General features: G+C 70.8%; 20 protein-coding genes and 1 riboswitch. Of the genes, 9 read left to right on the top strand and 11 right to left on the bottom strand.

The window, feature by feature from the left end:
* Nucleotides 1–61 precede the first annotated feature (61 nt).
* Nucleotides 62–134, top strand: a riboswitch (Fluoride riboswitch).
* A gap of 41 nt (nucleotides 135–175) precedes the next feature.
* Nucleotides 176–1,573 carry a voltage-gated chloride channel family protein gene (locus ABIC70_RS15750; RefSeq protein ID WP_354440051.1) on the top strand — a complete coding sequence of 466 codons (1,398 nt, stop codon included), beginning with the start codon at nucleotides 176–178 and terminating at the stop codon, nucleotides 1,571–1,573.
* A 322-nt stretch (nucleotides 1,574–1,895) separates the two neighbouring features.
* On the opposite strand, the gene ABIC70_RS15745 is transcribed toward ABIC70_RS15750, so the two are convergent.
* The 4 genes from ABIC70_RS15745 to ABIC70_RS15730 all read right to left on the bottom strand — a co-directional run bounded on the left by ABIC70_RS15745 (nucleotide 1,896) and on the right by ABIC70_RS15730 (nucleotide 5,963).
* On the bottom strand, nucleotides 1,896–3,587 hold the full coding sequence (locus tag ABIC70_RS15745; RefSeq protein ID WP_043759447.1) for a methyl-accepting chemotaxis protein: 1,692 nt from the start codon (nucleotides 3,585–3,587) through the stop codon (nucleotides 1,896–1,898).
* A 139-nt stretch (nucleotides 3,588–3,726) separates the two neighbouring features.
* A complete protein-coding gene (locus ABIC70_RS15740) occupies nucleotides 3,727–4,704 on the bottom strand; it encodes a sigma-70 family RNA polymerase sigma factor (protein ID WP_354440050.1) in 978 nt (325 codons plus the stop codon).
* A gap of 61 nt (nucleotides 4,705–4,765) precedes the next feature.
* A complete protein-coding gene (locus tag ABIC70_RS15735) occupies nucleotides 4,766–5,182 on the bottom strand; it encodes a cupin domain-containing protein (protein WP_043384020.1) in 417 nt (138 codons plus the stop codon).
* A gap of 31 nt (nucleotides 5,183–5,213) precedes the next feature.
* Nucleotides 5,214–5,963: an SDR family oxidoreductase gene (locus tag ABIC70_RS15730; RefSeq protein WP_354440049.1), complete on the bottom strand. Its 750-nt coding sequence runs from the start codon at nucleotides 5,961–5,963 to the stop codon at nucleotides 5,214–5,216.
* A gap of 638 nt (nucleotides 5,964–6,601) precedes the next feature.
* Between ABIC70_RS15730 and ABIC70_RS15725 the strand changes: the two genes are divergently transcribed.
* The 4 genes from ABIC70_RS15725 (at nucleotide 6,602) to ABIC70_RS15710 (ending at nucleotide 8,963) form a co-directional block, all read left to right on the top strand.
* Complete coding sequence (locus tag ABIC70_RS15725; protein ID WP_043384130.1) at nucleotides 6,602–6,931, top strand: CsbD family protein; 330 nt, start codon at nucleotides 6,602–6,604, stop codon at nucleotides 6,929–6,931.
* Between the two features lie 366 nt (nucleotides 6,932–7,297).
* Complete coding sequence (locus ABIC70_RS15720; protein WP_354440156.1) at nucleotides 7,298–7,771, top strand: VOC family protein; 474 nt, start codon at nucleotides 7,298–7,300, stop codon at nucleotides 7,769–7,771.
* 28 nt (nucleotides 7,772–7,799) lie between these two features.
* Nucleotides 7,800–8,624 carry a 2-keto-4-pentenoate hydratase gene (locus tag ABIC70_RS15715; protein ID WP_043384026.1) on the top strand — a complete coding sequence of 275 codons (825 nt, stop codon included), beginning with the start codon at nucleotides 7,800–7,802 and terminating at the stop codon, nucleotides 8,622–8,624.
* Between the two features lie 102 nt (nucleotides 8,625–8,726).
* The gene (locus tag ABIC70_RS15710) at nucleotides 8,727–8,963 is read left to right on the top strand and encodes a hypothetical protein (RefSeq protein WP_354440048.1); all 237 of its coding nucleotides are present in this window, start codon (nucleotides 8,727–8,729) and stop codon (nucleotides 8,961–8,963) included.
* 16 nt (nucleotides 8,964–8,979) lie between these two features.
* On the opposite strand, the gene ABIC70_RS15705 is transcribed toward ABIC70_RS15710, so the two are convergent.
* Both ABIC70_RS15705 and ABIC70_RS15700 read right to left on the bottom strand, forming a co-directional pair.
* Nucleotides 8,980–9,687 carry a response regulator gene (locus ABIC70_RS15705; protein WP_043353334.1) on the bottom strand — a complete coding sequence of 236 codons (708 nt, stop codon included), beginning with the start codon at nucleotides 9,685–9,687 and terminating at the stop codon, nucleotides 8,980–8,982.
* Nucleotides 9,684–10,277, bottom strand: coding sequence for a MarR family winged helix-turn-helix transcriptional regulator (locus tag ABIC70_RS15700; protein WP_210274645.1), 594 nt, complete (start codon nucleotides 10,275–10,277; stop codon nucleotides 9,684–9,686). The genes ABIC70_RS15705 and ABIC70_RS15700 overlap by 4 nt, the downstream gene beginning before the upstream one ends.
* Before the next feature lie 140 nt (nucleotides 10,278–10,417).
* Between ABIC70_RS15700 and ABIC70_RS15695 the strand changes: the two genes are divergently transcribed.
* Nucleotides 10,418–11,785, top strand: coding sequence for an 8-oxoguanine deaminase (locus tag ABIC70_RS15695; protein WP_043384029.1), 1,368 nt, complete (start codon nucleotides 10,418–10,420; stop codon nucleotides 11,783–11,785).
* Between the two features lie 33 nt (nucleotides 11,786–11,818).
* Here ABIC70_RS15695 and ABIC70_RS15690 read toward each other — a convergent pair whose 3' ends face one another.
* The 4 genes from ABIC70_RS15690 to ABIC70_RS15675 form a co-directional block, all read right to left on the bottom strand.
* Nucleotides 11,819–13,492, bottom strand: a complete 1,674-nt coding sequence (locus ABIC70_RS15690; RefSeq protein ID WP_043384032.1) for a formate--tetrahydrofolate ligase — start codon at nucleotides 13,490–13,492, stop codon at nucleotides 11,819–11,821.
* A 258-nt stretch (nucleotides 13,493–13,750) separates the two neighbouring features.
* Nucleotides 13,751–14,710 (bottom strand): OmpA family protein, encoded by a 960-nt coding sequence (locus ABIC70_RS15685; protein ID WP_354440047.1) that lies wholly within the window; start codon nucleotides 14,708–14,710, stop codon nucleotides 13,751–13,753.
* 348 nt (nucleotides 14,711–15,058) lie between these two features.
* Nucleotides 15,059–16,927 carry a tetratricopeptide repeat protein gene (locus tag ABIC70_RS15680; RefSeq protein ID WP_043384035.1) on the bottom strand — a complete coding sequence of 623 codons (1,869 nt, stop codon included), beginning with the start codon at nucleotides 16,925–16,927 and terminating at the stop codon, nucleotides 15,059–15,061.
* A gap of 154 nt (nucleotides 16,928–17,081) precedes the next feature.
* Nucleotides 17,082–18,755, bottom strand: a complete 1,674-nt coding sequence (locus ABIC70_RS15675; RefSeq protein ID WP_043353371.1) for an electron transfer flavoprotein-ubiquinone oxidoreductase — start codon at nucleotides 18,753–18,755, stop codon at nucleotides 17,082–17,084.
* A 312-nt stretch (nucleotides 18,756–19,067) separates the two neighbouring features.
* On the opposite strand from ABIC70_RS15675, the gene ABIC70_RS15670 reads away from it, so the two are divergent.
* Together ABIC70_RS15670 and ypfJ are read left to right on the top strand one after the other, a co-directional pair.
* Nucleotides 19,068–19,958, top strand: coding sequence for a uracil-DNA glycosylase (locus ABIC70_RS15670; RefSeq protein WP_354440046.1), 891 nt, complete (start codon nucleotides 19,068–19,070; stop codon nucleotides 19,956–19,958).
* Nucleotides 19,959–20,101: 143 nt separating this feature from the next.
* Nucleotides 20,102–21,013: a KPN_02809 family neutral zinc metallopeptidase gene (gene ypfJ / locus ABIC70_RS15665; protein ID WP_043384038.1), complete on the top strand. Its 912-nt coding sequence runs from the start codon at nucleotides 20,102–20,104 to the stop codon at nucleotides 21,011–21,013.
* An 87-nt stretch (nucleotides 21,014–21,100) separates the two neighbouring features.
* Here the strand turns inward: ypfJ and ABIC70_RS15660 are convergent, their stop codons facing one another.
* Nucleotides 21,101–21,361, bottom strand: a complete 261-nt coding sequence (locus tag ABIC70_RS15660; protein ID WP_043384142.1) for a hypothetical protein — start codon at nucleotides 21,359–21,361, stop codon at nucleotides 21,101–21,103.
* Nucleotides 21,362–21,598: 237 nt separating this feature from the next.
* Here ABIC70_RS15660 and ABIC70_RS15655 point away from each other — a divergent pair, with 237 nt between their 5' ends.
* Nucleotides 21,599–23,221, top strand: coding sequence for an ABC-F family ATP-binding cassette domain-containing protein (locus ABIC70_RS15655; protein ID WP_053609608.1), 1,623 nt, complete (start codon nucleotides 21,599–21,601; stop codon nucleotides 23,219–23,221).
* Nucleotides 23,222–23,256 lie beyond the last annotated feature (35 nt).

Raw genomic sequence — 23,256 nt, 5'->3', positions numbered from 1 at the left:
CAGGCCTGCACGAAGGGCCTTGACGAAGGGCCTTGACGCGGTTCGGAGGGGTCCCGTATCTCTTGAGGACGGCAATGGTGTCTGCCGGGCCATCAAGGCCGAACCGCCGTCAGGCTGATGACTCCTACTTCTTGCGATCCCGCAAAGTCTTGCGGCGTCGCATCAAGGGGATGTCATGCCTGCAACCTTCCGAAATCTGTTCACACGCTTCAACGTAGCGGCCTTTGTCCGCACGCGGCACGATCATGCCGTCTCGGTCGCGCGCTGGATCCTGGTTCTGCTGCCCATGGCCGCCGCCGTGGGCTCCCTGTGCGCGGCCTTCCTCTGGAGCCTCGATGCGGCCACCCGGGCGCGCTTCGCCTATCCCGGGCTGCTGTTTCTCCTGCCGCTCGGCGGCTTGGCTATCGGGCTGCTCTACCATCGCTTCGGCCAATCCGTGGAGGGCGGCAACAACCTCATCGTCGAGCAGATCCATGTGCCCGGGGGCGGCGTGCCCCTGCGCATGGCGCCGCTGATCTTCCTCGGCACGGTGGTCACGCATCTGTTCGGCGGATCGGCGGGCCGCGAAGGCACGGCCGTCCAACTGGGCGGCAGCCTCGCAAGCGCCTTCGGCAAGGCGGTCCGCCTGGATGCGCCGAGCTTCCGGATCATGCTGATGGCCGGGATCGCCGCGGGGTTCGGCGCCGTCTTCGGTACGCCACTGGCCGGCGCGGTCTTCGCGCTCGAGGTCCTCGCTGTCGGACGCGTCGAATATGCGGCCCTCGTGCCCTGCCTCGTCGCGGCCGTGGTCGGCGACTGGACCTGTCAGCTGTGGGGCATCGAACACGGGGTCTACCGTATCGACGACCACGCCGGAGCCGTCGGCACGCACATGGTCGAGCCGCTGCTCCTGGCCAAGGTCGCGGTGGCAGGCGTGGCCTTCGGACTGGCCGGCCTGGTGTTCGCCGAGGCGAACCACATGCTCGGCGGATGGTGCAAGCGGGTCATCGCCTTCGCGCCCCTCCGCCCCGTGGCGGGCGGCCTCGCGGTGATCGCCCTGGTCTACCTCTGTGGCACGCGGGATTACCTGGGACTGGGCGTCTGGTCGGCGGATCCGCACGGGCTGACCATTGCCCGCTTCTTCGGTCCGGAGGTGCATCCCTGGAGCTGGGCGCTCAAGATGCTGTTCACGGTCGTCACCCTGAGCGCCGGGTTCAAGGGCGGCGAGGTCACGCCGCTGTTCTTCATCGGCGCGGCCCTCGGCAACGCACTGGCCGGGGTGCTGGGGGCGCCGGTGGATCTCCTGGCCGGCCTCGGGTTCGTCGCCGTGTTTGCCGGAGCGGCCAACACGCCGCTGGCCTGCACGCTCATGGGTATCGAGCTGTTCGGCGCCACGCACGGCGTCTACATCGCGACCGCCTGCTTCCTGGCCTACCTGTGCTCCGGGCACAGCGGCATCTACCTGTCCCAGCGCATCGCCGTCCCGAAGGTTTCCGTGGGCACCCTGCCGCCGGACGCCACCCTGCGCCATGCACGCACGCACCGCGCGGCCCGGCTGACCGCGCCGGCCCCCGTGTCGGCCCCCGACAGATAGGTGCGCCCCAGGGCTTCGACGCGTCCGGTCGTCCCGGCCGGGATCGGGACGGTGCGGGCATCTCAATGACGTGCGCCGACAGGGCTCGACCACGCCAAGCCCGTTCCTGGGGGGCTCCAGGCCCCTCTGCGGGGAACGGGTCGTGCAGGCGAAGGCCGACGGCCTGCTCAAGGCCGTCGGCCGACGACGCCCCGGTCTCAATGGGCGCCACACGCCCCCCGCAATCCGCGCTCTGCCCCTGCACCGCCGTCGGGCCGGCCCGCAAGCGGCGGAGCCGGCCCGCGCCGGGAGGGCGGACCGGGAGGATCCGGCCAGGGGCTCGTCAGGCGGCGCGGACGGTTGCGAGGAAGCGGGCGACCTCGGCACCGAGATGCTCGGACTGGCGCGAGAGTTCGGAGGCGGAGGCGAGCACTTGGCTGGCCGCGGCGCCGGTCTCCTCGGAGGCCTGCGCGACGCCCGCGATGGTGCCGGTCACCGCGGTGGTGCCGGTCGAGGCCTGCGCCACGTTGCGCACGATCTCCTGCGTCGCCGCCCCCTGCTGCTCCACCGCCGCGGCGATCGAGGTCGCCACGCCGTCGATCTCCCGGATCCGCCCGGTGATCCCGCCGATCGCCGTCACGGCCTGCCCGGTCACCTCCTGCACCGCGCCGATCTGCCGGGCGATCTCCTCGGTCGCCTTGGCGGTCTGCTCGGCCAGCGCCTTCACCTCGGCAGCCACCACCGCAAAGCCCCGCCCCGCGGCGCCGGCCCGCGCCGCCTCGATCGTGGCGTTGAGCGCCAGCAGGTTGGTCTGCCCGGCGATCCCGGAGATCATCCCGACCATGTCGCCGATCCGGGCGGCGGTCTGGCTGAGCGCCTGGACCAGGGCGGCGGTCTGGTCGGCCTCGCCCACCGCCGATTGCGCGAGCCGGGCCGAGCCGGTGACCTGCCGGCCGATCTCCTGCACCGACGAGCCCAGCTCCTCCGCGGCGGCCGCCACGGTCTGGACGTTGGCGGCGGCCTCTTCCGCGGCGGCCGCCACGGCGGTGGATTGCGAGGCCGTCTCCTGGGCGGTGGCGGTCATCTGCCGGGCGGTGGCCTGCAGCTCCGTGGCCGAGGACGAGACCATGCCGACGACGCCGCCGACCGCCCGCTCGAACCCGTCGGCGAGTTCGATCATGGTGCGCCGGCGCGCCTGGGCCGCGGCCGCGTCGGCCAGCCGCTTGACCTCGGCCTCCTCGGCGGCCTTGCGGGCGACCAGGGCCTTGATCCCCTCCACTGCCCGGCCGACCGCGCCGATCTCGTCGCCCCGGCCAGCCTCCCGGATCTCCGCCTCGATCTCCCCTTGCGCCATGCGTCGCAGGACGACGACCAATCTGCCGAGCGGGCGCGTGATGCCGACGATCGTCACGAGGGCGGCCGCAGCGAGCCCGACCAGCAAGCCGAGCGCGCTGAACGACACCAGGGAGATGCGGGTGGCGTTGGTCTGCTCGGTCAGTTCGGCCGAGCCCTTCTCCATCGCGCCATCGATGTCGTTCCCGAGCTTCGAACTGCCCTGCACCAGGGCGACGAAGGTCGGGTCGATCGTACGATGGACCAGCGCGAGGGCCTCGGCGTTCCGGCCCGCCAGGCAGAGCTGGCGAACCTCGGAAACCTGCTGGACGAACTGATGGATACGGGCCGCCTGCTCGTCGATGCGCGCGCCAAAATCCGGCGCGAGTCGGCGCAGGTCGGCCAGAGCCTTTGTCAGGGTGGGGATGGCGTCGTCGAATCCAGTGTTGGCCACCTTCATCTGAGCTTCGTCTGTCTCAGCGAGGATGCGATACACCCAGTAATTCATCTCGAAGACGCTGCGATTCAGGCGACGCGCCGTTGCAACCGCCTTCGCATCGCGATCGATGAAAGAACTGTAGGCCTTATCGATCTGGCCGATCCGCGCCTGCGCAAACCAAATACAGCCACCGATCACTCCACCGATAAGCACGATGACCGCTGACAGCTTTGTCAATATTTTAGCGTTGGAGAGCAAGGACATGGTTCCACCTGTGTGCATCAGGCGAAACGTCAACGAACACGATTAAATTTCGGTTCAAATTTCCGTGATGCGGAGAGAGCCAGCGCGATCCCGGGGGCCTCGGGGCCGGGCCGATGCGCGGCCGCTCTCGGCGATGCGGTCAAGGAACCGCCCCTCCCGGGCGCCTTTCCCCGGATCCGCGCGGTTGCGGCTCCGCATGCGGCCCGGTGCCGGCTGCGCCCGCCACAGGGGGCAGGACCTGACGGAGCACATGGCGGAGCTTGTCGGGGTTGCGGGTGATGTAGAGGGCGGTGATCCGACCGTTCTCGATGGCGAGCGCGGTCGTCTGGAGGAGATCGCCGCGTTCCCGGCTGATGTATCCCGGCAATCCGTCGATCCAGACCGGCGCGACCAGCGCGGCCCGCTTGGGCCCCCATTTGCGCCGGACGCCCGCGAAGAGACGGAGCAGGCGCTCCGACCCGACGATGGGGTTGGGAAAGGCCAGGACCTTGCCGCCGCCGTCCGAGCAGAGCACCACGTCCTCCGCGAGCAGCGTGCGCAGGGTCGCGATGTCCCCGCTGGCGGAGGCCGCGAAGAAGGCGTGGGCGATCCGCTCGCCCTCCTCCCGCGCCACGGGAAAGCGCGGCCGTGCGGACTGCACGTTCCGGCGGGCGCGCACCGCGAGCTGACGCACGGCGGCCGCCTCCCGATCAAGCGTGTCCGCCACCTCGCCGAGCGGGATGCCGAACACGTCGTGGAGGAGGAAGGCTGCGCGCTCGAGGGGCGAGAGGCGTTCCAGCGCCATCATCAGCGTCAGCGTGAGATCGTCCTCGTCCACGCCGTCCTCCCCCGTCTCGACCAGGGGCTCCGGCAGCCAGGCGCCGACATAGGTCTCCCGGCGGGCGCGGGCCGACTTCATCTGGTCGAGGCAGAGCCGGGTCACGATGCGGGCCAGAAACGGATACGGGGCCGCGACCGCGCCCCGATCCGCCGCGATCCAGCGCAGCCACGTGTCCTGCACCATGTCCTCGGCCTCGCTGCGGGAGCCGAGCATGCGGTAGGCGATGCGCAGGAGGCGCGGACGATGGGCCTCGAAGGTGGCGGTCGCCGCGTCGGTCTGCGTGTCGGTCGGCGGCATGGGATCTGTCTGCGGAGCGATGGCGAGACCCGGGGATCCTCGCACGCGGCCGGAGGGGGTGTCACCGCCGGTCCGGCACGGTCAGGTCGCGGTCGTCCGTGTCGACGACGAACACCGCGAGAAGGCGGGACGGCTCCGTGGCGCTGGCATTGGCGCTCACGGCATGGTGGTCGCCCGGCTGCTCCACGAAGCTCTCGCCGACCCGGAAGATCTGCTCAGGCCCGTCGTTGATGCGGCTGCGGATCGCGCCCTCGATCACCGTCGCGGTGATGAAGGCGGAGCGCGCATGCCTGTGGGCGGGGGAGGACCCGCCCGGCCCGTATGCGACGAGGACGCCGCGCAGACTCTTGCCGGGGATGCCCGGCAGGGGGTGGTCGAAGATCGTCGTGACGCGGGCCTCGCCGGCCCGCAGCTCCGCCGCCCCGACCGGGAGCGCGAAGCCGGCCAGGCAAGCGGAGAGGATGAGTGCTTTGACCATGGGGGTTCGTCCAGCGTGGTGAGGGAGGCCGTCAGACGGTCGCGAGCCAGGTCGCGAAGCGCGTGGATCCGAGGCGCGCCGCGGCAGCGTCCTCGGGAACGAGCGAGCCCTTCTCCAGCGCGGCGCCGAAATACCGTGCGCTGCGGTCGGCCGACACCGCCCGGCGGTCGCCGGCGGCGGCGGCGCATCGGGCGACGAAGTCGCGGAAGGGCAGCCTGTCCGGTCCGGCGATCTCGATCGTCCGGCTGCGGGGCTCGTGGACGGCGACCTCCGCCAGCGCGGCCGCGACGTCGGCGGCGGCGATGGGCTGGAAATCGGCGTCGGGGACGACGATGCGATCGCCCACGACCGACGCCGCGGTGATCGTGGCGACGAACTCGAAGAACTGGGTTGCACGAACGATCGTGTAGGGCAGGCCGGACGCCACGATCAGCCGCTCCTGCGCGACCTTCGCCCGGAAGTATCCGTTCCCGTCCAGGCGATCCGTGCCGACGATCGAGAGGGCGACATGGTGCGTCACGCCGGCCCGACGCGCGGCGGCCAGGAGGTTGCGGCTCGACCGCTCGAAGAAATCGAGCACCGCCGCATCCTCGAAGGACGGTGCGTTCGCGACGTCGACCACGACCTCGGCGCCGACGAGAACCTCGGCGAGCCCCTCACCCGTCAGGGCGTCGACGCCCGTCCGCGGGGAGGCGGCGACGGCTTCGTGTCCCCTGCGGCCGAGTTCGGCGGTCAACTGCCTGCCGATCAACCCGCTCCCGCCGATCACAACCATCTTCATGACGCGCGTCTCCTGCGTGAACCGGGCGGCGCGGCGGGGTGCCGCTGAGGCGCTCGTTCGACGTCAAGACGAGGGGACGACGCGGGATGTGACATGCCGTCGGAGAAAAAGGCGATGCCGCCGCGTGGGACGCCGTCCATGGCCACGACCGGACGCCAGCCCCCCTCCGGGCTGAGCGTCACGGGGTCGATCCGGGCCTCCCCCATCAAGCCGACCCGGAGGGCGTTCCAGCGGACAGTCCTGGCCAGTCCCGGCCAGTCCCGTGACGGTCTCGCCGACCGTGTCGGCGCCGGCACAGATGCGCCCGCGGGCGACCGGACGGCCTCCGACGCCCTTCGCCGGCTCGGCGACGTCCGCGCCTCCGACCAAACCGCCGATCCGCACAGGGTCCCGATTGAAGGCGTCCGCGCCGGCGTCGCGTGCGGCTCAGCCGATATCGCCTTCCGCGCGACCCCGACGGGACAGCGCGCCATCCCGGAATGGCCAGGGTCCGTGGCGGAAGCCTGGACCCACTGGACTGGACCGCTCGCCGGAACGCTTGGAGGAGGCCGCCGTTGCACCCGTCGCGAGAGGGTGGGCGTCGGGCTTGCGAGACCGCAGCCGATGCCAGCCCGAGACAGGATGTGAAGGGCAGCGCGATGATCGACACGGACAGGATCACGGGGGCCGCGCGCGCGTTCGGCGGCACGGTTCAGGGCTCGGTTGGCGACCTCGCCGGTTCGAACCGCGATGCGATCGAGGGCCGGCTCCGCGAAGCGCAGGGCACCGCCGAGAACCTCTACGGTCAGGCCAAGGACGCGGTCCGGCACGCGGCCAACGAGATCTCGGACCACGCCGCGGAGGCCTATGACCGGAGCCGTGCCTACGCGTGGGAAGGTCACCAGACCTCCGTCGCCTGGCCCCACGCTTCCTTGCTCGTCGCCGGGCTCGCGGGCTTCGGTCTGGGCTTGCTCGTCAGCAAGCTCTGAGCCGCGACGCCCGCTCGCACCGACACCGTCGGCGGCGTGGCACTCGCGGATCTCCCAGGCGGGGCCCCGCGCGGCCGATGATCGGCCCGCGTCCCGGCCGGGCCTCCACGGCGCCGGGCAAAACGGTCCCCGCGCGGTCGATCGCGCCGCGACGCAAATCCGTGCGGCCAACCCGACCGGCCGGTCCCGCGTGTCGGTCTTTGCCGGGTCGACATCTCATGGTTGTATGGGGGCGTGCCGCGGCCCCTGTCGGCCGGCGGCGAGGCCCGCGCGTCGGCATGGCACGGGAACGGCAAGGGAGGCACCGCAATGGCCAGCGTGGTCGCCGAGGATCAGGACGCCCGGAACGCGCTCGGCGAGAGCGAAATTCCCAAGGCCACGATCTGCCTCTGGTACGACACGGAGGCCGAGGCGGCCGCCCGATTCTACGTCGCGACCTTTCCGGACAGCGCCATGGGCGCGGTTTACCGGGCACCGGCCGATTACCCGTCGGGCAAGGCGGGGGACGTGCTGACGGTGGCGTTCACTGTGGCCGGCATCCCGTGCATCGGCCTGAACGGCGGTCCCGCCTTCCGGCACAGCGAGGCCTTCTCGTTCCAGATCGCGACGGACGACCAGGCGGAGACGGACCGGCTCTGGACCGCCATCGTCGACAATGGCGGGCAGGAGAGCGCCTGCGGCTGGTGCAAGGATCGCTGGGGCATCGCGTGGCAGATCACGCCACGCGTGCTCACCGCCGCGCTGGCGGCCGGCGGCGCGGAGGCCCGGCGCGCGTTCACGGCCATGATGACCATGGGGAAGATCGACGTCGCCGCGATCCAGGCGGCCCGGCGCGGATGACGTCGCGTCGGCCTGGACCCTGTTGCCGATGACCGAGCCGATATCCGCCGCGGCCCACGCGCGCACCATCCTGGCCGCGCACGAGCATCGCCGCCCCATCGCACCGCTGACCGGCTGGGATCCGACCTTCGACCTGCCGGCGGCCTACCGGGTCGCCGAGGCGATCCGGAGCCTGCGTGCCGGGCGCGGCGAGCGGAATGTCGGCTACAAGATCGGCTTCACCAACACGACCCTGTGGGAGCGGTACGGCGTCCGGGCGCCGATCTGGGGGCATGTCTACGACACGACCCTGCGCGACCGGGCCGCCCTGGGCGGACCGGTGCCCCTCGCGGCCTTCGTCGAGCCCCGGATCGAGCCGGAGATCGTGTTCGGTCTGGCACGCGCGCCGGAACCCGGCATGGATGCCGAGGCGCTGATCGCCTGCCTCGACTGGGCCGCGAGCGGCTTCGAGATCGTGCAGTCGCTCTATCCGGGCTGGCGCTTCGCGGCGCCCGACACCGTGGCGGCCTTCGGGCTGCACGGGTTGCTGGTGGTGGGCGAGCGGGTGCCGGTTCCGGCGGCCGCGCGGCGCGGCTGGATCGGCGACCTCGCGGGCTTCACCGTCGACCTGCTGCGGGACGGCGCCGTCGCCGACCGGGGCGGCGGCCGCAGCGTCCTCGGGACGGGACCGCTCGCCGCCCTCGCGCACTTGGTCGATGCGCTGGCTAACGATCCGGTCGCCCCGCCGCTCGCAGCCGGCACGGTCGTCACAACCGGCACGCTGACAGACGCGCTTCCGGTCGCCTCCGGCCAGCACTGGAGCACGCGGCTCGACGGGCTGCGGCTTCCCGGCATCGACCTTGCCCTGATCTGAAAGACCCGGCACGGGTTATCGTGCCAGGATCGTGTCGTTTCCCGGGCCGGCTCCGGGACTCTGGCATTGGTGATGGTTAGCCGACATGCCAAATGCTGAGCCATGCCTGGACGCCTGCGGCGACGCCACACGACCTTCCTCGTCTCCGTCACCGTGCAGGGCTCCAGCCCGGCATCCGGCGCCACGGTCTACGCGGTGATGAAGCCCAGCGCCGCGGAGGCGCTGGAGGCCGTCCGCCCTCTGGTCGACCCGTCGGCCACCCTCGCCATCGTGGGCAGCCTGTCCACCCGGATCGCCAAGGCCCTCAAGCTGAAGCGCGACGAGCCGCGGGTGGTCTGAGCCGCCCGGTTCCGGCTCAATCCACCGCGAGCCGGTAGCCGACGCCCCGCACGGTCTGCAGGAAGACCGGATTGGCGGGGTCGACCTCGGTCTTGCGGCGCAGGCGGTTGATCTGCACGTCGACGGTGCGCTCCGCCGCGGCCCCGCCGGGGCCGGCGAGCTGCTCGCGCTCGACATTGGCGCCGCCCGCCATCGCCAGGATCGTCAGGATCTCGCGCTCGCGCTCGGTGATGCGGATCAGCTCGTCGTCCCGGCGCAGCTCGCCCCGGTCGACCCGGAACGCGAACGGCCCGAAGGTCACCGCCTCGGCGGCCGCCGCGCGGGGCCGCGCGCTGCGCTTGATGATGTTGTTGAGCCGCAGCGTCAGCTCCCGCGGCTCGAAGGGCTTGGGCAGGTAATCGTCCGCGCCGATCTCCAGCCCCATCACCCGGTCGTTCGGGTTGGAGCGGGCGGTGAGCATCAGGATCGGCACACGCGACGTCTCGCGCACGCTGCGGGCGTAGTCGAAGCCGTTCTCGCCGGGCATCATCACGTCGAGGACCATGGCGTCGAACACGACGCTCTGGGCCCGGGCCCGGGCCTCCGCGGCGCTCGCCGCGGCGGTGACCCGGAAGCCCTGGTCGGTGAGGTAACGGGCGAGCAATTCGCGCAGCCGGCGGTCGTCGTCGACCACGAGGACGTGGGGCGCCTCGTCGGGCAGGTCGGCCCGGGCGGCATTGCTCACGCGCACTCCTCCCCGGCGACGCGCCCGTCGCTCCCGCCCCCGCGCCGCGCCATCAGGCGCTGGACCGCCGGGCGGTCCTCCGGCTCGATCATCGCCATCAGGAAATCCTCCGGGGAGCCCCGGGCATCCGGCGCCGCGAGCGCCCGGGCGAGGCGGCGGGCCTGGACCCGCGTGAGGTCGGCCGCGAGCCGGGCGCCGGCCTCGGTGCAGTAGAGGAGGCGCTGGCGCCGGTCGCTGGAACCCGGCTTCTGCGCGACGTAGCCCTGCCCGATCAGGTCCTTGAGCACCCGGTTGAGGCTCTGCTTGGTGATGCGCAGGATGTCGAGGAGTTCGGCGATGGTCAGGCCGGGATAGCGGTCGACGAAGTGCAGCACCCGGTGGTGGGCCCGGCCGAAGCCGTAGGCGGCCAGGATCCGGTCGGGATCGCCCACGAAATCCCGGTAGGCGAAGAACAGAAGCTCGATCAGGTCGTCGCTGCCGAGGGCGGCCGGCGCGGCACCCGGGACGGGTTTCGCCGCGAAGATCGCCTCGCGCGGGGCTGTCCGTGTCACGGCGCGGCCGCTCCCAACGGGTGATAGGTCAGTCCCCATGACGTTTCTCAAGGCGGCCCGGGCCCGTCAACCCTGACCGGGCCGGCCGGGGCGCCGGCCGGCGGCGATCCTCAAGCGGGATTGCCGCCGGTCCGGCCCCTCCGCTACGCAGGATCCTCGATCGACGGGAGCGGACGGACATGGCCGAGGCAGCTGAACCGGGACCGGGACGCCTCTGGATCCGCGATCCGCGCGCCATCCTGGCCGAGGGCGCCGGGGGCGGGATCGTCGTGGCGGGCACCCGGATCGTCGAATGCGTGGCGGCGGGCGCGAAACCCGCCGCGCCCGTGGACGAGACCTTCGACGCCTCGCGCCACGTGGTCATCCCGGGGCTGATCAACACCCATCACCACGCCTTCCAGACGCTGACCCGCGCCCACCCGCTGGCGATCAACAAGCCGCTCTTTCCCTGGCTGAAGGCGCTCTACACGGTCTGGGGGCGGATCACCCCGGAGGCGTTCCGGCTCGCCACGCAGGTGGCCTTCACCGAGCTGCTGCTCTCGGGCTGCACCACGGCGGGCGACCATCACTACCTGTTCCCGAAGGGGCTGGAGGATTCGATGGACGTCCAGGTCGCGGAGGCCCGGGCCCTCGGGATCCGGGCCGCGATCACCCGCGGCTCCATGAGCCTGTCCGACCGGGAGGGCGGGCTGCCGCCCGAGAGCCTGACCCAGGACGACGACACGATTCTTTCGGATTGCGAGCGGGTGCTGAACCTGTTCCACGACCCCGCCCCCGGCGCGATGGTGCAGGTCGCGCTCGCCCCCTGCTCGCCCTTCGCGGTGACCCGGCGCCTGATGCGCGAGAGCGCGGCGCTCGCCGCCCGGCACGGGAGCCGGCTGCACACCCATCTCGGCGAGACGCTGGACGAGGACGCCTATTGCCAGCAGATGTTCGGTTGCCGGCCGGTGGAGTACCTCGAGGAGGTCGGCTGGCTGAACGACCGGGTCTGGCTCGCCCACGGCATCCACTTCACCGATGCCGAGGTCGCCCGGCTCGGCAAGGCCGGGGTCGGCGTCTGCCACTGCCCGACCTCGAACATGACCCTGGCCTCGGGCCGCTGCCGCACCTGCGAGCTGGAGGCGGCGGGCTCGCCCTTGGGCCTCGGTGTCGACGGCTCGGCCTCGAACGACAGCTCGAACCTGATGGAGGGCGTGCGCCACGCCCTGATGATCAACCGGCTCACCTACGGGGCGGAAGCCGTGACGCATCTCGACGCCCTGCGCTGGGCCACCGAGGGCTCGGCCGCCTGCCTCGGCCGCACCGATATCGGCCGGATCGAGCCGGGCCGGGAGGCGGACCTCGCCCTGTTCACCCTGGACGAGCTGCGCTTCTCCGGCGCCCACGACCCGCTGGCGGCTCTGGTCCTGTGCGGCGCCACCCGGGCCGACCGGGTGATGGTGGCGGGCCGCTGGCGGGTGATCGACGGCCAGCCGCTCGGGGTCGATACCGGGATGCTGCGCGAGGCGCATTCCCGGCTGGCGGTGGACCTGTTCGGAGCGGTGTAGAGGGCGAGCCCTGACCCGCCCCGCGCGTGATCCTCAGAACAGCCCGTCGATCTGCCCGTTGGCGTCCAGCCGGATCGTGTCGGCGGCGGGCACCCGGGGCAGGCCCGGCATGGTCATGATCTCCCCGCAGATCGCCACCACGAAGCCGGCGCCGGCCGAGAGCCGGACGTCGCGCACGCCCACGATGTGGCCCTCGGGGGCGCCCATCAGGGTCGGGTCGGTGGAGAACGAGTACTGGGTCTTGGCCATACAGATCGGCAGGTTTCCGTAGCCGTCCTTCTCGAAGGTGGCGAGCTTGGCCTGAGCCTTCGTCTCGATCTGGATGTCGGCGGCCCCGTACAGCTTGGTGGCGATCGCCCGGATCTTGTCGGAGAGGCGGCTCTCCGTCTCGTAGGCGTGGCGGATCGGCGCCGGCTCGGCCTCGGAGAGCTTCACCACCGCGCGGGCCAGCTCCTCGGCCCCGGCCCCGCCCTCCGCCCAGTGGCGGCAGGTGATCGCCTCGACGTCGAGCCGCTCGCGGCACAGTTCCTTGAGCTTGGCGTGCTCGGCATCGGTGTCGGCGTAGAAGTGGTTGACGCCGACCACCACCGGCAGGCCGAAGCCGCGCAGGTTGGTCACGTGCCGGGCGAGGTTGGCGAAGCCCTTCTCCAGGGCGTCGATGTTCTCGGCCCCGAGGTTCTTCTTGTCGACGCCGCCATGCATCTTGAGGGCGCGGATGGTCGCCACCACCACCACGGCCGAGGGGGTCAGCCCCGCCTGCCGGCACTTGATATCGAGGAACTTCTCGGCGCCGAGATCGGCGCCGAACCCGGCCTCCGTCACCGTGTAGTCGGCGAGCCGCAGGCCGGCCCGTGTGGCGATCACCGAGTTGCAGCCATGGGCGATGTTGGCGAAGGGGCCGCCATGGATCAGCGCCGGGTTGCCCTCGAGCGTCTGCACGAGGTTGGGCTGCAGGGCGTCCTTGAGCAGCACCGTCATGGCGCCGGTGGCCTTCACGTCCTTGAGGGTGACGAGCTTGCGGTCGCGGGTCTCGGCGATGACGATCCGGCCGAGGCGCTCCTCCAGGTCGGCGAGGTCCTTGGCGAGGCAGAACACCGCCATCACCTCGGAGGCCACCGTGATGTCGAACCCGTCCTCCCGGGGGAAGCCGTTGGCGACGCCGCCGAGCGACTGGGTGATCTGGCGCAAAGCCCGGTCGTTCATGTCGACGACGCGGCGCCAGTGGATGCGGCGCACGTCGATGTTGAGCTCGTTCGCCCAGTAGACGTGGTTGTCGATCAGCGCGGCCGCGAGGCTGTGGGCCGACGTGATGGCGTGGAAGTCGCCGGTGAAGTGCAGGTTGATCTGCTCCATCGGCACGACCTGGGCCTTGCCGCCGCCGGCGGCGCCGCCCTTCATGCCGAAGCACGGCCCGAGCGACGGCTCGCGCAGGCAGATCATGGTCTTCTCGCCGATGCGGTTCAGGGCGTCGCCCAGGCCCACCGTGGTGGTGGTCTTGCCCTCGCCCGCGGGCGTCGGGGAGATCGCCGTGACCAGCACGAGCTTGCCGGGCTTCCGGCTCTCCAGACCGGCGATGTAGCCGTGGTCGATCTTGGCGATGTGCTTGCCGTAATTGTGGAGCGCGTCATCCGGGATGCCGAGCTTCTCGGCGACCTGCGCGATCGGCTTCAGGGTCGCGGCGCGGGCGATCTCGATATCTGACGGCATGGGCCTTCCTCCCTGACTCGCGGGCGCGATGCCCGCCCGCCGGCTCTTGCCGTGCGAATCTCCTGCCGTGCGGGCTGCGGCTTGGCCGCCCGCGAACGGCTGCGCACTGTGCGTCAAAGCCCGGGAAAATGCGCGTCGATTTTTATGATATGGCGGACAAAATACTCTTGTCGCCCCCGACGTCCCCAGCTCCGACGCACGGAGCGGGTCCGGACCAGCGAGACGCCCGGTCGAGGCCTGCCATCGGCGCCTCGGCCCTCAGAACCTGACCAGCTCGACGCGCCGGTTCTTCGCCCGTCCCTCCGCGCTGTCGTTGGCGGCGACCGGGCTGGACGCCCCGAAGCCCCTGGCCTTCAGCCGATCCCTCGCGACGCCGGCGGCGACGAGCTTCGCCATGACCGCCTTGGCACGGCCGTCGGACAGGGCCTGGTTGTGCGCGGCGGCTCCGGTCTCGTCGGTATGGCCGTTGATCGCGAGCCGCAGGCCGGGATTCGTCCGCAGCAGGCCCGCCACCGCGTCGATCTGCGGGGCGGAGGCCGGCAGGATCTCGGTCCTGTCGGTGGCGAAGTTGACCTGGATCACCGCCCTTCCCGTCGTGTCGAGGTCCTGCTTCAGCTGCTCGGCGGGCAGGAGGGCGGCGGTCTGGAGAAACGGCTTGGTCTCCAGGATGGTCCAGGCCGCGTTGTTGCTGCCGGGCACGAAATGGACCCAGATCTGCCGGTCCGGCCGGCGGATCACCCAGGTCTGCGCCGGCTCGTTGTAGACATTGCCCAGGCCCTCATACATCCCGATCCGGATGTCCTCGGGCAGCGTCTCCGTGAGGGAGGCGGGGATCCTGCTGTCGGCGATCTTCCGGCCGCCGGCCTGTGTCAGCACGGCCTCGATGTTCTTCTTCAGCTCATAGGATGCGTAGGTCTTGCCGTCCTTGGTGCCGATGAGGGACAGGAAGACCTTGCCCTCGACCTCGTGGAGCGCCGTGCCGGTCCAGAACAGGAAATGCCCGAAAGCGCGGGTCTCGGGCGGGTTCAGCGGCTGGTAGCCGTCGGGGAGCGCGAAGTAGGGAAAGCCGCCGAGCGGCGCGTTCGAGACGGGAACGGCCTCCAGGATGGACGCAGCCGGCCCGGACACCGTGTCCTGCGCGCTCGCAGGATCGGCCGGGATCCCGGATGCGGCACAGGCGAGGGCCAGCAGGATCCAGACCGGCTTCAGCGCTTTCACGATCCACTCCGACAGGTTGCGGAGGCGCGAGCCTAGCGGGCCCGGATCGGCAGGCAATTAGGCCTCTTGAGCTACGGTCCCCAAGAGAATCCCGTTCGTCTTTGCGCTTTGCAGGACGGCGCTACGGGATGTCGGGTGCAGAATACCGGCGATCTTACGCAGGCGCCGGGAGCCTGAACGGGCGCAGGCTCATGCCCGGAGGCCGAAGATCTTGCCCTTGCGGCCCGAAGCCGCCTTGCGGATCTTCGGGACGGCGCGCCCGAGCTTCGGCTGCGGGCGGCGCCGGCCGCCGCACCGCCGTGACGAACGAGGTGCGGACCGCCAGCGCGCCGGATCGGGAGAGGGGCGCTAGCCCCCCGACTTCTTGGCCTTGTCGGCGGCGCCCGGCGCCTCGTGCGGCTGGGGGGCGCCCTTCGGCAATTCCGGGTTCTCGGCGTTGTGCGGGGCGGCGACCGGGGCCGGCACGGTCTCGGCGGTGGCGGTCGGCTTCTCGATGTCGGGCAGACCGTCCTTCAGCTTCGCGTTGATCTGCGTGAGGTCATCCGGCTCGGGGTTCAGATCCTTGGCGTGCTGCCACTGGAACTTGCCCTCGAGGCGCCGGCCCGAACGCCAGTAGGCGTCGCCCAGGTGGTCGTTGATGGTCGGATCGCCGGGCTTCAGCTCGACCGCCTTCTCCAGCTCGCGCACCGCATCGTCCCAACGGCCGAGGCGATAATAGGCCCAGCCGAGGCTGTCGACGATCATCCCGTCCCGGGGGCTCGCATCGGCGGCCTGCTGCAGCAGCTTGAACGCCTCGTCGATGTTGACGTTCTGATCGACCCAGGAATAGCCGAGATAGTTCATCACCTGCGCCTTGGCGGCCGGCTGGTTGGCCGGCACCAGGGACAGGGCCTTCTTCAGGTCGGCCTCGGCCTTCGGCCACTGCTTGGCGCGCTCGTAGGCGGTGCCGCGGAAATAGTAGGTCGTCCAGTAATTGGCCTGCGGCCGGTCGCCGATCAGGCCGATGGCCCGGGTGTAGGTGGCGGCCGCCTCCTCGTATTTCTTGCGGGCGCGCTGCACGTTGCCCAGCGCCGTGATGACGTCGATGTCGTCCGGGTGGGCCTTCATCGCCGCGTCGAGATGGGCCAGGGCCTCGTCGCCCTTGCCCATCTGCTCCAGGTTCAGGCCGATCTGGATGTCGGCGTTGAGCTTGAGCGGGGAGGCGGCCGGGATCTGCGCGTAGGCCTCGTTGGCCCGCTCGGGCTGCTTCATCCGGTCCAGCGTGTCGGCCAGCGTCAGCCGGGCGAGGGCGTGGTCGGGGGCGAGGTAGAGCGCCAGCCGCAGGTAGATCACGGCGGGCAGTTCGTCGCCCTGCGTCGAGCCCGCGGAGCCCAGCCCGTACAGCACCTCGGCTGCGCCCTCCTGGGCGGTGCCGATCAGCCGCGTGAGCGGCTTGCCCTCCTTGAGCTTGTCGAGGGCGTCGCGCACCAGCGGGTGGCGGGGCGAGAGCTGGTCGAAGTCGGAATAGGCCTGGATCGCCAGATCGGTGCGGCCGAGGCTCGCCTCCATCCGGGCATAGGCGTCGACGATGCGCAGGGTGTTGCGGTCGGCCTCGTAGGCGGCCTTGAGGCGCCGCTCGGCCTCGGCGTTGTCGCCGGTCACCGAGGCGATCAGGCCGGCATGGTAGTCGCGGAAGGTGTTGTAGTAGCGCTCGCCCCGGAGCTTGTTGACCGTCTCCAGCGCCTTCTTGCCGTCGCCCGCGCCGGCATACGACCAGGCGGTGAGCAGCGTCGCGGTCAGGTCGGTGGCCGCCCCGCGGCCGCTGCGCGAGAAGTTCTGGCGGGCGGCGGCCCATTGGCCCGCCTTGATCTGGCGCACCCCGAGGGAGAGGTTGGCGAGCCCGTTGGTGGGATCGCGGGCGATGAGCTTCTCGGCGGTGCGGAACGCGTCCGGCAGGGCGCCGTCGGCGAGCAGCGAGATGAAGGCGCGCTCGACCAGCTCGGCATTGCGCGGATCGGCCTTGACCGCCTCGCGGTAGAAGGTCGCCGCCGCCGCCGTGTCCCGGGACGCGCCCGCGATGTAGGCGGAGAGGAAGTTGCCCTCCAGCGAATCCGCGGGCTCGTAGTCGAGCACCGGGGTCGATTCCCTCGGCTGCGCGGCCAGCACGGTCTGCGGCAGCCCGGCGGCGAGCAGAAGGGCGAGCGCCGAGACGCTCCGGCGGGCGCGTGTGATCATCATGAACCGATCGCGGCTCCTGGGCGCCGGCCCGTCAGGGGCCGGGCGCGAGAATGGCGGGGCATCCCCGAAAAAACGCTGGGGACACTGAACCCATCCCGCCAGCCCCGCAAGGCGAAAGGATGACGCCGCGTCCTCCCGGCCCGGTCCGGGCGCCTCACATGTTCGGGTAGTTCGGCCCGCCGGGCCCCTCCGGGGTCACCCAGTCGATGTTCTGGTTCGGATCCTTGATGTCGCAGGTCTTGCAGTGGACGCAGTTCTGCGCGTTGATCTGGTAGCGCACCCCGTCGCTCGCGGCGGAATCCGCCACCCACTCGTAGACGCCCGCCGGGCAGTAGCGGCCGGACGGCCCGCCATAGACGTCGTGCTCGGAGCGCTTCTGCAGCTCCAGGTCGCGGACCTTGAGGTGCGGCGGCTGGTCCTCCTCGTGGTTGGTGTTCGACAGGTAGACCGAGGAGAGCCGGTCGAAGGTCAGCTTGCCGTCGGGCTTCGGGTAGACGATCGGCGTCACCTCGGAGAGCGGCTTGAGGCAGGCGTGGTCGGGCTTGCCGTGCTTGAGCGTGCCGAACGGCGAGGCGCCGAAGATGCTCGTCGCCCACATGTCGATCCCGCCGAGGCCGACGCCCACCAACGTGCCGTACTTGGACCAGAGCGGCTTGACGTTGCGCACCGCCTTCAGGTCCTGCCCGATCGGGCTGTCGCGCCAGCCGGCCTCGTAGGCGGTGAGCTCGTCGCCGGCGCGGCCCGCCTTCAGGGCGTCCGCGATGGCGTCGGCCGCCTGCATCCCGGAGAGCACCGCGTTGTGCGAGCCCTTGATCCGCGGCACGTTGACGAAGCCCGCCGAGCAGCCGACCAGGCAGCCGCCGGGGAAGACCAGCTTCGGCACCGATTGCCAGCCGCCCTCCATGATGGCGCGCGCGCCGTAGCCGATGCGCTTGGCGCCCTCGAAGGTCTCGGCGATCAGCGGGTGGGTCTTGAAGCGCTGGAACTCCTCGAACGGCGACAGGGTCGGGTTCTCGTAGTTCAGGTGCGTGACGAAGCCGACCGAGAGCAGGTTGTCGTCGAAATGGTAGAGCCAGGAGCCGCCGCCGGCCTTGTTGGGCAGCGGCCAGCCCATGGTGTGGCGCACGAGCCCAGGCTCGAACTTGCCCGGCGCGAGCTGCCAGAGCTCCTTCACGCCGAGCCCGTACTTGAAGTGGTCGCTGTGCCGGTTGAGCGAGAAGCGCTGGATCAGGCCCTTGGTCAGGTTGCCCCGGGCGCCCTCGCCGAACACCGTGTACTTGGCGCGCAGCTCCATGCCGCGGGTGTAGTCCTCGCGCGGCGCGCCGGACTTGCCGATCCCGAGATCGCCCGTGGCGATGCCCGCCACCGCGCCCTTGTCGTCGAACAGCACCTCGGAGGCCGGGAAGCCCGGATAGATCTCGACGCCGAGCGCCTCGGCCTGCGCGCCCAGGTACTTGCAGACGTTCGAGAGCGAGCCGACGAAATTGCCGTGGTTCGACATGAGCTTGGGGAAGAACAGGTTCGGCAGGGTGATGCCGCTGTTCTTGGTGAGCATCATGAACTCGTCGCGCTGAACTTCCGTCTTGAGCGGCCGCTCCGGGTCCTGGCGCCATTCGGGCAGGAGCCGGTCGAGGCCGATCGGGTCGATCACCGCGCCCGAGAGGATATGGGCGCCGACCTCGGAGCCCTTCTCGACGACGACGACGCTGATCTCCTCGCCGATCTCGGCGGCGCGCTGCTTCAGGCGGATCGCGGTGGCGAGGCCGGCCGGGCCGGCGCCCACCACGACCACGTCGAAATCCATGCTCTCGCGTTCGGGCAGCGCCATCCTCGCCTCTCCTTTTCTTTTTCCAGTCTTCTTCCAGCCCCCGATCCGCGGTGGGCCGGCATCCCTGCTGCCGTCTCAAGCGATTCCAAGCTAGAAAGGCAAGTTGCCGAAGATCCGGCTTAAGGCAAAGTTCCCTTTGCCGCACGGGGCGGTACATGTGACGGGTGCCGGACGATCCCACCCCGTCCGCAACCCGGCATGCCGGTCAGACGGCGGGTGGGGCGGGGCCCGCGGGATCGCGCTGTTCCGTCACGCAAGACCTTGCCCGGCCGGCGGGTTTCGAGAGTTGTCCACAGGCCGCGGCGTTCCCACATGCTCCTCTCCATGCCGAGCCCCAACGACGCGCAAGCCGATCTGATCGCCTATCTCGACTTCCACGTGGAGGCCGGTGCCGACGCGGTTCTGGACGAGCGGCCGCACGACCGGTTCAGCGAGGCGGATGCGCCGGCGCCGACCCTGCGGGCACCGCGCCGGGCCCCCGACCCGCCCGTCGGCCAGACCGCCGGCCCGACCGCCGGCAGCCTCGTGCCGCCCCCCGGTTCGCCGCCGCCCGCCGCGCCGTCGCGGACCTTCGGCCGCGCCGCCAGCGCCCAGCCCGACGAAGCCGCGAGCGACGCCCGCGCCCGGGCGCGGCAGGCGAAGACCCTGGACGAACTGGAGCGGATCCTCGCCGATTTCGACGCCTGCCCGCTGCGCTTCACCGCCAAGAACCTCGTCTTCGCCGACGGCAATCCCAAGGCGCGGGTGATGTTTCTCGGCGAGGCGCCCGGCGCCGACGAGGACCGGATCGGCAAGCCGTTCATGGGCCGCTCGGGCCAGCTCCTCGACAAGATGATGAAGGCGATCGGGCTCGACCGGACCAGCGCCTACGTCGCCAACATCGTGCCCTGGCGCCCGCCGGGCAACCGCAACCCGACGCCCCAGGAGGTTGCGGTGTGCCGGCCCTTCGTGGAGCGCCAGATCGAGCTGGTCGATCCGGACCTCATCGTCTGCCTCGGCGCGCCCGCGACCCAGACGCTGACCGGCACGAAGGATGGCATCCTGCGGACCCGCGGCCGACTGTTCCCCTACAAGCTGCCCAACCGCGAGGTGAAGCTGCTCGCCACCCTCCACCCGGCCTTCCTGCTGCGCCAGCCGGTGCAGAAGCGTCTCGCATGGCGGGATTTCCGATCCCTGCGCGCCCTTCTCGACGGGAAAGCTTGACCACGTGGGCGGAACCGGGTCTCCCCTCCCGCCATTAGAGCTTCGTTCCCGCCGCTGGTCCACCGTCGGCCGGACATAGCGACGCATAGCAAACCGTGGGCTGCCCGAGGCGGCCGGCGCAGCATTGATGGCGGGACCCAACCATGCGCTGGGAAGATCTACGCAGCTCCGACAACGTCGAGGATCGCCGGGGCGAGGGCGGTGGCGGCGGCGGCATGGGCTTTCCCGGCGGCGGCGCCGGCGGGCTCGGCATCGGCACCATCGTGGTGCTGCTGATCATCAGCTATTTCACCGGCATCAACCCGGCGATCCTGATCGGCGGCGCCGAGCGGATCGGCGGCGGGCGCGGCCAGCAGGAGCAGCAGGTCGATCCGCAGACCCAGGCCAAGCGGCGGCAGGCGCCGACGGACGAGAGCGGCCGGTTCGCCTCGAAGATCCTCGGCAACACCGAGGACGTCTGGAGCCAGATCCTGCCGCAGCAGACCGGCAAGCAGTACACGCCGACGACCCTGGTGCTGTATACCGGCGGCACCCGCTCGGGCTGCGGCTCGGCCCAGGCGGCGATGGGCCCGTTCTACTGCCCCCTCGACAAGAAGGTCTATCTCGACACGGGCTTCTTCAAGGAGATGGCCTCGAAGTTCGGCGTGAAGGGCGATTTCGCCTACGCCTACGTCATCGCCCACGAGGTCGGCCACCACGTCCAGGACGTGCTCGGCATCCTCGGCAAGGTCCAGGCGCGCCAGCAGCAGGCGTCCAGCAAGACCGAGGCGAACGCCCTCTCGGTGCGGATCGAGCTGATGGCCGACTGCCTCGCCGGCGTCTGGGCCAAGAACTCCAACGACAAGTACGCCGAGCTGGAGCAGGGCGACATCGACGAGGCCCTGAACGCCGCCGCCCAGATCGGCGACGACGCCCTGCAGCAGCGCTCGAAGGGCTACGTGGTGCCGGATTCCTTCACCCACGGCTCCTCGGCCCAGCGCCAGCGCTGGTTCAAGGCCGGCTACAAGAGTGGGCAGACCAAGGCCTGCGACACGTTCAGGACGGCGAACAACTGAGGTGTGCGGCGGGGCGGAGAGCCTCGTCCGGACCTGACATACGCCCTCCCTCCCCTCTTCGCGGGGGAGGGAGACGCGCACTCCGCCTCACCCCCGGCTCAGGCGCCGGGCATTGGCCTGGACCTTCCGCCGGTAGCTGCGGATCACCTTGCCGTTCGAGGCCCCCGCGGCGAGCATCAGAGCCGCCTCGCCGGCGGCCAGCATCTTCTCGGTCACCATGAGCTGCGCCTCGACCTGCGCGGCCGGCCCCCCGAGGGCGAACATCGCCATCCGCTGGGCGATCACGCCCTGAGCCTCCAGGCCGAGCATGGCCATGTCGAGGCTCGTCGTCCACCAACCGCAAAACATCATCGTCCTCAAAGGCGTCCGCCACGGCCAAGCCCGGCACCATACGCCGGAGCGGCGGCTGGAGCGGCAGGGAAACGACTTAGCTCGCAGAATCGGGCAGAAAAGGCGTCCGGCGATCGGATGACGGTCACGGTTGCGCGCCATGCAGGGCCCAGCGGCCGCGCCCGTCTTTGCGCCGTCTCGATCGATGCCGTAAGCGCCCCGGAGCCCCATTCCCGGACACCGCGCCCGCACTTCATGATTCGCCTGGACAAGATCACCAAGCAGAACGGGCGGCAGCTCGTCTTCATCGAGGCCTCGGCCGCCCTGCAGCGGGGCGAGAAGGTCGGGCTGGTCGGCCCGAACGGGGCCGGCAAGACCACCCTGTTCCGGATGATCATCGGCCAGGAGCAGCCCGACGAGGGGCAGGTCGCCGCCGACCGGGGCATCACGATCGGCTATTTCAGCCAGGATGTCGGCGAGATGTCCGGCCGCAGCGTCGTCACCGAGGTGATGGACGGCGCCGGCCCCGTGAGCGCGGTGGCGGCCGAGCTCGCCGAGCTCGGCGCGGCCCTCGCCGACCCGGAGCGGGCGGACGAGATGGACGCCCTGATCGAGCGCTACGGCGAGGTCCAGGCCCGGTTCGAGGAGCTCGACGGCTACGCCCTGGAGGGCCGCGCACGGGAGGTGCTCGACGGCCTCAGCTTCAGCCAGGAGATGATGGACGGGGATGTCGGCGCCCTCTCGGGCGGCTGGAAGATGCGCGTGGCGCTGGCCCGCATCCTGCTGATGCGCCCGGACGTGATGCTCCTCGACGAGCCGTCCAACCACCTCGACCTCGAGAGCCTGATCTGGCTCGAATCCTTCCTGAAGGCCTATGACGGCGCCCTGCTGATGACCTCGCACGACCGCGAGTTCATGAACCGCATCGTCACCAAGGTCATCGAGATCGACGGCGGCGCGCTCACCACCTTCTCGGGCGACTTCGCCTTCTACGAAGGCCAGCGGAAGCTGAACGAGGCGCAGCAGCAGGCGCAGTTCGAGCGCCAGCAGGCCATGCTGGCCAAGGAGATCGCCTTCATCGAGCGGTTCAAGGCCCGGGCCTCCCACGCCGCCCAGGTGCAGAGCCGGGTGAAGAAGCTCGACAAGATCGAGCGGGTCGAGCCGCCCCGGCGGCGGCAATCCGTGGCCTTCGAATTCCAGCCGGCGCCCCGCTCGGGCGACGACGTCGTGATGCTCAAAGGCGTGCACAAGCGCTACGGCAGCCGCACGATCTACGAGGGCCTCGACTTCTCGGTGCGGCGCCGGGAGCGCTGGTGCGTGATGGGCATCAACGGCGCCGGCAAGTCGACGCTCCTGAAGCTCGTGACCGGCACCACCGCACCGGATGACGGCTCGGTCACGGTGGGCGGCAGCGTCAAGCTCGGCTACTTCGCCCAGCACGCCATGGACCTGCTCGACGGCGACCGCACCGTGTTCCAGACCCTGGAGGAGGCCTTCCCGCAGGCCGGACAGGGCTCGCTGCGGGCGCTGGCCGGCTGCTTCGGCTTCTCGGGGGACGATGTCGAGAAGCGCTGCCGGGTGCTCTCGGGAGGCGAGAAGGCCCGGCTGGTCATGGCGCTGATGCTCTACGATCCGCCGAACTTCCTGGTGCTCGACGAGCCGACCAACCACCTCGACATGGGCACCAAGGAGATGCTGATCGAGGCGCTGGCCAACTACGAGGGGACGATGCTGTTCGTCTCCCACGACCGGCACTTCCTGGCCGCACTCTCGAACCGGGTGCTGGAGGTGACCCCGGAGGGCATCCACCAGTATGGCGGCGGCTACACCGAATACGTGGCCCGCACCGGCCAGGAGGCGCCGGGCCTGCGGAGCTGACGGGCGCGGACGGACCCCGTCCCGGTGCGGTGCGA

It is taken from the genome of Methylobacterium sp. 1973 (assembly GCF_040545035.1).
In the GTDB taxonomy this organism is placed as follows: domain Bacteria; phylum Pseudomonadota; class Alphaproteobacteria; order Rhizobiales; family Beijerinckiaceae; genus Methylobacterium; species Methylobacterium fujisawaense.
This window is presented reverse-complemented; position numbering and strand designations above follow the sequence as displayed.

Bases quoted from the DNA above. Each gene is read 5' to 3' on its own strand.
- ABIC70_RS15750 (WP_354440051.1), top strand. From the start codon at position 176: ATGCCTGCAACCTTCCGAAATCTGTTCACACGCTTCAACGTAGCGGCC.
- ABIC70_RS15745 (WP_043759447.1), bottom strand. From the start codon at position 3,587: ATGTCCTTGCTCTCCAACGCTAAAATATTGACAAAGCTGTCAGCGGTC.
- ABIC70_RS15740 (WP_354440050.1), bottom strand. From the start codon at position 4,704: ATGCCGCCGACCGACACGCAGACCGACGCGGCGACCGCCACCTTCGAG.
- ABIC70_RS15735 (WP_043384020.1), bottom strand. From the start codon at position 5,182: ATGGTCAAAGCACTCATCCTCTCCGCTTGCCTGGCCGGCTTCGCGCTC.
- ABIC70_RS15730 (WP_354440049.1), bottom strand. From the start codon at position 5,963: ATGAAGATGGTTGTGATCGGCGGGAGCGGGTTGATCGGCAGGCAGTTG.
- ABIC70_RS15725 (WP_043384130.1), top strand. From the start codon at position 6,602: ATGATCGACACGGACAGGATCACGGGGGCCGCGCGCGCGTTCGGCGGC.
- ABIC70_RS15715 (WP_043384026.1), top strand. From the start codon at position 7,800: ATGACCGAGCCGATATCCGCCGCGGCCCACGCGCGCACCATCCTGGCC.
- ABIC70_RS15710 (WP_354440048.1), top strand. From the start codon at position 8,727: ATGCCTGGACGCCTGCGGCGACGCCACACGACCTTCCTCGTCTCCGTC.
- ABIC70_RS15700 (WP_210274645.1), bottom strand. From the start codon at position 10,277: ATGGGGACTGACCTATCACCCGTTGGGAGCGGCCGCGCCGTGACACGG.
- ABIC70_RS15695 (WP_043384029.1), top strand. From the start codon at position 10,418: ATGGCCGAGGCAGCTGAACCGGGACCGGGACGCCTCTGGATCCGCGAT.
- ABIC70_RS15690 (WP_043384032.1), bottom strand. From the start codon at position 13,492: ATGCCGTCAGATATCGAGATCGCCCGCGCCGCGACCCTGAAGCCGATC.
- ABIC70_RS15680 (WP_043384035.1), bottom strand. From the start codon at position 16,927: ATGATGATCACACGCGCCCGCCGGAGCGTCTCGGCGCTCGCCCTTCTG.
- ABIC70_RS15675 (WP_043353371.1), bottom strand. From the start codon at position 18,755: ATGGCGCTGCCCGAACGCGAGAGCATGGATTTCGACGTGGTCGTGGTG.
- ABIC70_RS15670 (WP_354440046.1), top strand. From the start codon at position 19,068: ATGCTCCTCTCCATGCCGAGCCCCAACGACGCGCAAGCCGATCTGATC.
- ypfJ (WP_043384038.1), top strand. From the start codon at position 20,102: ATGCGCTGGGAAGATCTACGCAGCTCCGACAACGTCGAGGATCGCCGG.
- ABIC70_RS15660 (WP_043384142.1), bottom strand. From the start codon at position 21,361: ATGTTTTGCGGTTGGTGGACGACGAGCCTCGACATGGCCATGCTCGGC.
- ABIC70_RS15655 (WP_053609608.1), top strand. From the start codon at position 21,599: ATGATTCGCCTGGACAAGATCACCAAGCAGAACGGGCGGCAGCTCGTC.